This window comes from Streptomyces sp. NPDC060209 (assembly GCF_042728155.1).
Lineage (GTDB): Bacteria > Actinomycetota > Actinomycetes > Streptomycetales > Streptomycetaceae > Streptomyces.
Genome location: NZ_JBHWZS010000062.1, coordinates 26611 through 34566 on the forward strand (window position 1 = coordinate 26611; position 7956 = coordinate 34566).

The window sequence follows — 7956 nt, forward strand, 5'->3', positions numbered from 1 at the left end:
GGGGCTAACCCCACTGACCCGGACGCCCGGGATTCGTACCGTAAAGCGTATGGAAGCCCGTGACCCTGAGCTCAGGCGAGAGCTCGATGCCACCCTGCAGGCCCGAAGCGAGCTGGGGCCCGAGTACGAGTCCGCGCTCATCGACTCGTTCCTGGAGAAGGTCGAGCAGCGGTTCGCCGGCACGCACGATCAGCGCACGCGGCGACTCCTGGCCGAGCAGCAGATGGCCGCCGCCCGGGGCCCGGCGCAGCCCGCCAGGCCGTGCGGCACCTTCGGGGAACGATTCGGCTTCGGGGTCGTCTCGCTGGTCCTGGCCGTCCCCCTGTCCGCGATCGGCGTCGCGAACGCCGGGATCGACGGGCTCGTCGTGGCCTGGCTGGGAATCTTCGGCGTGAACGCCGTGCACGCCGCCCGCGCGTGGCCGTGGGCCCGGGGAAGGCGGCGGACCTCGTCCGACTGGGACGGCTGAGGCGGCTGAGGCGGCTGAGAAAGGCCTGGGAGTCTGCGCGCATGGATAGTCGCGGGGACCGCCGCACCCCCGGTTGCCCGGAGGGCGGGACGACGGCGGTCCCCGCGAGGGACGCGATCCCGGGTCAGGGCCGGGTGCCGCGTCCTGGCGACGGTGGAGGTCCGGGAGCCGCTCCGTAGTCCGTGTCGCCGTATGTGGTGCCGGCGGGTTTCCCTGCCGACACCCATTACTCTGCCGGAGCCGTGTTAAGCGGGTGCTGCGTCAACGTGTCGCGCTCGTACCGTTTTCGCGAACCCGGAAAACCGGCGGTTACTGCTTCGGGGCCGCGCCCTTCGCCAGGAAGGCCAGCAGGTCCTGCCTGCTCACGACACCCTTCGGCTTGCCCTCGACGAGGACGATCGCCGCATCGGCACCATCCGTACCGCTGAGCACGGCCATCAGGTCCTCGACCGGTTCCCCGGAGCCGACCTGCGGCAGCGGGGCCGACATGTGCTTCTCCAGCGGGTCGGACAGTGTGGCCCGCTGGGTGAACAGCGCGTCCAGGAGCTGGCGCTCCACGACGGAGCCGATGACCTCTGCGGCCATCACGTCCGGGTGACCGGCCCCCGGCTTCACGATCGGCATCTGCGAGACGCCGTACTCCCGCAGTACGTCGATGGCCTCGCCGACCGTCTCCTCGGGGTGCATGTGGACGAGCGAGGGGAGCGGCCCCTCCTTGAAGTCGAGGACGGCGCCGACCCGCGCGGACGGTCCGGTGTCCTCCAGGAAGCCGTAGTCGGCCATCCACTCGTCGTTGAAGATCTTGCTCATGTAGCCGCGGCCGCTGTCGGGGAGCAGGACGACCACCACGTCCTCGGGGCCGAGGCGCTCGGCGACCTCCAGGGCCGCGACGACCGCCATGCCGCAGGAACCGCCGACGAGCAGCCCCTCCTCCTTGGCGAGGCGGCGGGTCATCTGGAAGGAGTCCTTGTCCGAGACCGCCACGATCTCGTCCGTGACCGTACGGTCGTAGGCACTCGGCCAGAAGTCCTCGCCGACCCCCTCCACGAGATAGGGGCGTCCGGAGCCTCCGGAGTAGACGGAACCCTCCGGGTCCGCGCCGACGACCTGCACGCGGTTCTCGCTGATCTCCTTGAGATAGCGGCCCGTACCGCTGATCGTGCCGCCTGTACCGACGCCCGCGACGAAGTGGGTGATCCTCCCCTCCGTCTGCTCCCAGAGCTCGGGGCCCGTGGTCTCGTAGTGCGAGCGCGGGTTGTTGGGGTTCGAGTACTGGTCGGGCTTCCAGGCTCCCGGCGTCTCGCGGACCAGGCGGTCGGAGACGTTGTAGTACGAGTCCGGGTGGTCCGGGTCGACGGCCGTCGGGCAGACGACGACCTCCGCGCCGTACGCGCGCAGCACGTTGATCTTGTCAGTGGACACCTTGTCCGGGCAGACGAAGATGCACTTGTAGCCCTTCTGCTGGGCGACGATGGCCAGGCCGACGCCCGTGTTGCCGCTGGTCGGCTCCACGATCGTGCCGCCGGGCAGGAGTTCACCGCTCTCCTCGGCAGCCTCGATCATGCGCAGCGCGATGCGGTCCTTCACCGACCCGCCGGGGTTGAAGTACTCGACCTTGGCCAGGACCGTCGCCTGAATGCCTGCCGACACATTGCGCAGCCTGACCAGCGGGGTGTTGCCGACAAGACTGATCATCGAATCGTGGAATTGCACCGTGTACTCCGGGATCTCCGTGATGGTCAGGCAAGAGTATGCGTAAGGGCAGGAGATTGGACGAAGCGATTGAGCTACGCCCTCTACGGGGCAGGTAGTGCTGTGTACGGCTGTACGGCACGGAGGAGGTGGACCGGACTGTGTCGAGGGCGAGGGTGGCACGGCGGATCGCAGCGGGTGCGGCCTACGGGGGCGGCAGCGTCGGGCTGATCGGTGCGGCGACGGTGGGGCTGGTACTGGCCGAGGTGCAGCTCGCGAAACGGCAGGTGGGCGGGGGCAAGGCACCTGTCCCGCCGAGTGCGGACGGACGGTACGGGGTGGCGTTCGCCGGCACCACCGATCCGTTGCGCTTCGTCCTGCTGGGCGACTCGACGGCGGCCGGCCAGGGCGTGCGCAGGGCCGGCCAGACCCCGGGGGCGCTGCTGGCGTCGGGGCTGGCGGCGGTGGCCGAACGGCCGGTGGATTTCCGGAACGTGGCCCTGCCGGGTGCCCGGTCGGACGATCTGGAGAGGCAGGTGTCCCTGGTGCTGGCGGATCCGTCAGGGGTGCCGGACGTCTGCACGATCATGATCGGCGCGAACGACGTGACGCACCGGATGCCGGCGACGCAGTCGGTGCGCTGTCTGAGCACAGCCGTACGCAGGCTGCGCACGGCCGGCGCCGAGGTGGTCGTGGGCACCTGCCCGGACCTGGGCACGATCGAGCCGGTCTACCAGCCCTTGCGATGGCTGGCCCGGCGGGTGAGCCGGCAGTTGGCGGCGGCCCAGACGATCGGCGCGGTGGAACAGGGCGGGCGGACGGTCTCACTGGGAGACCTGCTCGGTCCGGAGTTCGAGGCGAACCCCAGGGAGCTCTTCGGCCCCGACAACTACCACCCCTCGGCCGAGGGGTACGCGACCGCCGCGATGGCGATGCTGCCGACCCTGTGCGCGTCCCTCGGCCTGTGGCCGGAGTCCGACCATCTGGACGGCTCTCGCCGCGAGGGCATGCTGCCGGTCGCCAAGGCGGCCTCCCGCGCCGCCCGGGAGGCGGGCACCGAGGTGACCGGAGCCCGGGCCCCGTGGGCACTGCTCAAACACCGGCGCAGGCGGAGGCTGCCGGCACACACGGAGCCGGTCCGGCACGAGGACGCGGGCGAGGGCCCGCCGCCCGGAGCCGGGGCCTCCTGGCGGCCCGCGTGAGCACTGTTCCGGACGGGTGACCCGGGGCGGCGGTGCCCGCGGGGTCCAGGCCTGGGCGTCACGCGCTCAAGGACATGAGCGGCAGGTCGTACGATGTCCGCCAGCGTGGGGGCGCCGTGCCTGCTGCGCGGGTGCTGATCCGCACCGCCATGAACGGGAGCCACCCTTGTCCGCCACGGTCCCACCTCCTTCGCAGGCCACCGCACCGGTCCCTTCGCAGGGCACCGCACCGGCCGCAGAGACACGACAGACAGAGATAGCGCAGAACGGCAGGAACCTGCCGTCTCTCACAGGGATGCGCTGGGCTGCGGCCCTGGTCGTCTTCCTCTTCCACATGAAGAACTTCCGGTACTTCGACGACGGCGGACAGACGTTCGTGAAGTGGGCGTTCGCGCCCGGCGCGGTCGGCGTGACCTTCTTCTTCGTCCTCTCCGGATTCGTCCTGGCCTGGTCGGCCCGTCCCGGTGACAAGGTCGTGTCGTTCTGGCGGCGCCGACTTGCCCGGATCTACCCGGTCCATGTGGTCACCACGCTCCTGGCACTGGCTCTGGCCTTCACGGTGCTGCCGGTCCTGAAGCCCACGGGCGGCTACCGGGAGGTCGCCGCGAACTTCCTGCTGCTGAACGCCTGGACGAACGACTGGTGGCACGGCGTCAACACGGTCAGCTGGTCACTGGTCTGCGAGGCGTTCTTCTACGCCTGCTTCCCGGCCCTGTACGCGGTCCTGCGCCGACTGGGCCCCAAGGCGCTGACCGTGCTGGTGACCCTCTGCATCCTCACGGTGATGGTCCTGCCCGTGGTCAACCGGTCCCTGGACACCGGGGTGGTCCCGTACGCCTTCCCGCTCGCTCGGTTCCCCGAGTTCGTGATCGGCGTCGCCGTGGCCCGGCTCGTCCAGCTCGGCCGCTGGCGCGGCCCCGGCCTGGAGGGCTCCCTGGCCGTGGCCCTGATCGGCTACTTCATGGCCCCGCTGATCTCCGAGGCGTACGCCGCGACCACCGTCCTCGGCTTCACCCTGCTGATCGCGGCGGGAGCAGTCGCCGACATCAAGGGGCTGCCGTCGATGTGGCGCGGCCGGCGCATGGTGAAGCTGGGCGAGTGGTCGTTCGCCTTCTACATGATCCACGTCCTGGTGCTCCAGGGCATGCGGCTGATCGTCGGCGACGCGCCGAAGCTCGACCCCATACCCGCCCTGGGCGTGACCGCCCTGTCGTTCGCGGTCGCCCTGGCCGGAGCGGCACTGCTCTACCAGCTGGTGGAGCTCCCCGGCCGGCGCCTCCTCCTCGGCCGCAAGCGCACCGCTCGCGGCGCCTGACGACTGCTCCGGAGGCCGGCCCGTACGCGGCAGCGCTGCTGGAGGACGGCCGCGCTGCCGCCGCCGATAAATCGGGCGACTGAGCGGTTGCTTAGAAAAGAGGCCCGCATCACATCGCATGTTGGGTGACCTCGGCTATACGTCCGGGTAACTTCCAAGGCAGCCCAGCCTTCCTGCCTTCCAGCCCTCATGGAGCCGCGTGATGCCCGAAGCCGTGATCGTCTCTGCTGCCCGCTCGCCCATCGGCCGGGCCTTCAAGGGGTCCCTCAAGGACCTGCGCGCGGACGACCTGACCGCGACCATCATCCAGACCGCGCTGGCCAAGGTCCCCGAGCTGGACCCCAGGGACATCGATGACCTGATGCTCGGCTGCGGCCTTCCCGGCGGCGAGCAGGGCAACAATCTGGGCCGCATCATCGCCGTCCAGATGGGGATGGACCACCTCCCCGGCTGCACGGTCACCCGCTACTGCTCGTCCTCGCTCCAGACCAGCCGCATGGCGCTGCACGCCATCAAGGCCGGTGAGGGCGACGTCTTCATCTCCGCCGGTGTCGAGATGGTGTCCCGCTTCGTGAAGGGCAACTCCGACAGCATCCCGGACACGCACAACCCCTTCTTCGCCGAGGCCGAGGCCCGTACCGCCGCCCGCGCCGAGGAGACCGGTGCGAGCTGGACCGACCCGCGCGAGGACGGCATCGTCCCGGACGCGTACATCTCCATGGGGCAGACCGCGGAGAACCTGGCACGGACCAAGGGCGTCACCCGCCAGGACATGGACGAGTTCGGCGTCCGGTCGCAGAACCTCGCCGAGGCAGCCATCAAGAACGGCTTCTGGGAGCGCGAGATCACCCCGGTGACGACGCCGGACGGCACGGTCGTCTCCCAGGACGACGGCCCGCGCGCGGGTGTCACCCTGGAGGGCGTGCAGGGCCTGAAGCCGGTCTTCCGCCCCGACGGACTCGTCACCGCGGCCAACTGCTGCCCGCTCAACGACGGCGCCGCCGCACTCGTGATCATGTCCGACACCAAGGCGCGCGAGCTGGGTCTGACCCCGCTGGCCCGCATCGTCTCGACCGGTGTCTCCGGCCTCTCGCCCGAGATCATGGGCTACGGGCCGGTCGAGGCCAGCAAGCAGGCGCTCAAGCGCGCCGGGCTGACCATCGACGACATCGACCTGGCCGAGATCAACGAGGCGTTCGCCGCCCAGGTCATCCCGTCCTACCGGGACCTCGGCCTGCCGCTGGACAAGGTCAACGTCAACGGTGGCGCGATCGCCGTCGGCCACCCCTTCGGCATGACCGGCGCCCGCATCACCGGCACGCTGATCAACAGCCTGCAGTTCCACGACAAGCAGTTCGGCCTGGAGACGATGTGCGTGGGCGGCGGCCAGGGCATGGCCATGGTCATCGAGCGGCTGAGCTGAGCCGTAGCGGAGGGTTGGCGTACGGCGCCCGAACCCGGCCCGGACCGGCTCAGCCCTCCCGCACGGGGGCCTTCTTGAATCGGGCCGAGCTCCGATCGTGACCGAATCTCCCCCAGGATGTGATCTGCGTCCCGGGGGAGAGTCGTTTCTGCAGGTCACACCAGCCACAGAGCTAAACACCAGGCCCAAAGACCTGTCCAATTCGTGACGTAATGCACTGACAGCAGGTGCCAGTACAGGACAAGCTGATGTAGGAAGTCGGGGGTGTCGATTGAAACCGGGAGTATGTCAGTGAGCGCCATGCCGTTTGCCCTGTTGCTGACCACCGCCGCTGCCACGGCTGTCGGCGCCGCCGCTCTGCACGCTGCTCACGGGCTGCGCAAGCAGGTCACAGCCCTGCGCACGGAGCTGGCGGAAGGACGAAGCCTTCACGCATCCGTGCCCGAGCAGCAGAACCGGAGCGCCGGCACACCCGCCGAGGAGATACGCGCGGCCGTCGCCGACGCACTCGCCGAGGAGCGGGAGCGGGAGCTTGCCGAGGCCCGCGCCTTCTGGGCGGCCCAGGAGGCGCGCGACGCCGCCGACGCCCCGTCCCTGCTGGGCGGGCTCGGCGATGACGCACCGTTCTTCATGCCCCGGCAGTCCGACTTCGCGGGCCTGGAGGCGATGGGCCTCGAAGCCGATGAGGCCCTGGACGAGCTGGCGGAGCTGGCAGAGCTCACCGACTTGCCCGAGGTGGCCGGAGTGACCGAGTACGCGGAGTTCACCGAGGACTCACCGGAGCTGGCCGCGGCCCGTCGCCGCCACCCCTCGCACCCGGACTTCGTCCCCGTGCAGACACCCGCTGTCACCGACCATGAGCGTACCGTGAATCGCCTGGAGCGGCTCGCCGATACCGGTACGGAGCTCACCGACGTGCGCCCCGGCCCCCTCGGGACGCTCGACGTGTACGTCTTCGCCGACGGCACCACGCTCTGTATGACCCCGGGCCACCGGGAGACCGCGGAGCGGCTCGCCGACTCGCTGCGCTCCGGTGAGCAGCCGGTGCTGCTTGGCGGTTCCGGGGTCTCCGGCGCCTATGCGCTGACGTTCTCGTGCGGCAAGGAGAACGTCTACATCCTCGCCGACCGCGTCATCGCCTCGTTCTAGCGCGGCCCGGGTGCGAAAGCCCGCACAGCCGCCTCCTCGACACGCCGCACGGCCTCGTCCAGCTCCTGGGACGAGGCCGTTTCCAGTGCCACGGCCAGATCCCGGCCCGCGACCGCGAGTTGGTCACCGACCGCGAATATCCCGGCGTCCGGCATGATCCTCGGCTCCCGGTCCGGCGCTTCGGCGCGCTGGGCACGGGTGGACAGCTCCCTGGCCGTCACCAGGGCCTCGGCGGCCACGCCGTGCTGCAGCCGGCTCTGCGGGGTGCTCCGCAGGCGGTCGGCGAATCGGTCCACGGCGGTGATCAGTGGGGTGGTATCGAGCACGCCGTGACCCTACGCGCCCCCACCGGATGGTTGCCAACACGCCGACACTCGGGCACGGTGTCGGGAAGGACCAGCAACGCGTACTGCGTCGGAGGCGCCGATGTCTCAAGTCTTCTCCGAAGAAACCCATCGCAACCTGCTCTCCCGGATCCCTCATTGCACCGGCCGCGACATCGCGGACTGGCTCCGCACCGTCGACGAAGGCCCCTCTCTCTTCCGCTTCGAGGAGAAGGTCAGCTGGCTGCGGAGCGAACACGACCTCACCTACGGCCACGCCAAGGCGATCATCCATGAGTACGACCTGAGACGGGCCGCGCGGAAGCTCCTCTGAGGCACGCACACTCCCCGCGACAGACGGAACGGCCCGCAGGCACTGTGCC

8 protein-coding genes are annotated in these 7956 nt (G+C 70.0%); 6 read left to right on the forward strand and 2 right to left on the reverse strand.

The window, feature by feature from the left end:
* The first annotated feature begins 49 nt into the window (after nt 1–49).
* Nucleotides 50–469 carry a hypothetical protein gene (locus tag ACFWFI_RS15000; protein WP_387389495.1) on the forward strand — a complete coding sequence of 140 codons (420 nt, stop codon included), beginning with the start codon at nt 50–52 and terminating at the stop codon, nt 467–469.
* A gap of 309 nt (nt 470–778) precedes the next feature.
* Here the strand turns inward: ACFWFI_RS15000 and ACFWFI_RS15005 are convergent, their stop codons facing one another.
* Complete coding sequence (locus ACFWFI_RS15005) at nt 779–2182, reverse strand: cystathionine beta-synthase (RefSeq protein ID WP_387389498.1); 1404 nt, start codon at nt 2180–2182, stop codon at nt 779–781.
* 155 nt (nt 2183–2337) lie between these two features.
* On the opposite strand from ACFWFI_RS15005, the gene ACFWFI_RS15010 reads away from it, so the two are divergent.
* The 4 genes from ACFWFI_RS15010 to ACFWFI_RS15025 all read left to right on the forward strand — a co-directional run bounded on the left by ACFWFI_RS15010 (nt 2338) and on the right by ACFWFI_RS15025 (nt 7250).
* Entirely contained in the window at nt 2338–3363 is a 1026-nt protein-coding gene (locus tag ACFWFI_RS15010; protein ID WP_387389517.1) for an SGNH/GDSL hydrolase family protein, read from the forward strand.
* 295 nt (nt 3364–3658) lie between these two features.
* The gene (locus ACFWFI_RS15015; protein WP_387389500.1) at nt 3659–4678 is read left to right on the forward strand and encodes an acyltransferase family protein; all 1020 of its coding nucleotides are present in this window, start codon (nt 3659–3661) and stop codon (nt 4676–4678) included.
* Between the two features lie 202 nt (nt 4679–4880).
* Nucleotides 4881–6101 (forward strand): acetyl-CoA C-acetyltransferase, encoded by a 1221-nt coding sequence (locus ACFWFI_RS15020; protein ID WP_385625024.1) that lies wholly within the window; start codon nt 4881–4883, stop codon nt 6099–6101.
* A gap of 285 nt (nt 6102–6386) precedes the next feature.
* Complete coding sequence (locus tag ACFWFI_RS15025) at nt 6387–7250, forward strand: hypothetical protein (RefSeq protein ID WP_387389503.1); 864 nt, start codon at nt 6387–6389, stop codon at nt 7248–7250.
* On the opposite strand, the gene ACFWFI_RS15030 is transcribed toward ACFWFI_RS15025, so the two are convergent.
* Entirely contained in the window at nt 7247–7576 is a 330-nt protein-coding gene (locus ACFWFI_RS15030) for a hypothetical protein (protein ID WP_387389505.1), read from the reverse strand. The genes ACFWFI_RS15025 and ACFWFI_RS15030 overlap by 4 nt on opposite strands.
* A 100-nt stretch (nt 7577–7676) precedes the next feature.
* Here ACFWFI_RS15030 and ACFWFI_RS15035 point away from each other — a divergent pair, with 100 nt between their 5' ends.
* On the forward strand, nt 7677–7907 hold the full coding sequence (locus tag ACFWFI_RS15035) for a DUF4287 domain-containing protein (protein WP_124277313.1): 231 nt from the start codon (nt 7677–7679) through the stop codon (nt 7905–7907).
* Nucleotides 7908–7956: the final 49 nt, after the last annotated feature.

What these genes read in the sequence shown, in the direction of transcription:
- ACFWFI_RS15020 (WP_385625024.1), top strand. Translation starts at nt 4,881, where the DNA reads ATGCCCGAAGCCGTGATCGTCTCTGCTGCCCGCTCGCCCATCGGCCGG.
- ACFWFI_RS15035 (WP_124277313.1), top strand. Translation starts at nt 7,677, where the DNA reads ATGTCTCAAGTCTTCTCCGAAGAAACCCATCGCAACCTGCTCTCCCGG.
- ACFWFI_RS15015 (WP_387389500.1), top strand. Translation starts at nt 3,659, where the DNA reads ATGCGCTGGGCTGCGGCCCTGGTCGTCTTCCTCTTCCACATGAAGAAC.
- ACFWFI_RS15000 (WP_387389495.1), top strand. Translation starts at nt 50, where the DNA reads ATGGAAGCCCGTGACCCTGAGCTCAGGCGAGAGCTCGATGCCACCCTG.
- ACFWFI_RS15025 (WP_387389503.1), top strand. Translation starts at nt 6,387, where the DNA reads ATGTCAGTGAGCGCCATGCCGTTTGCCCTGTTGCTGACCACCGCCGCT.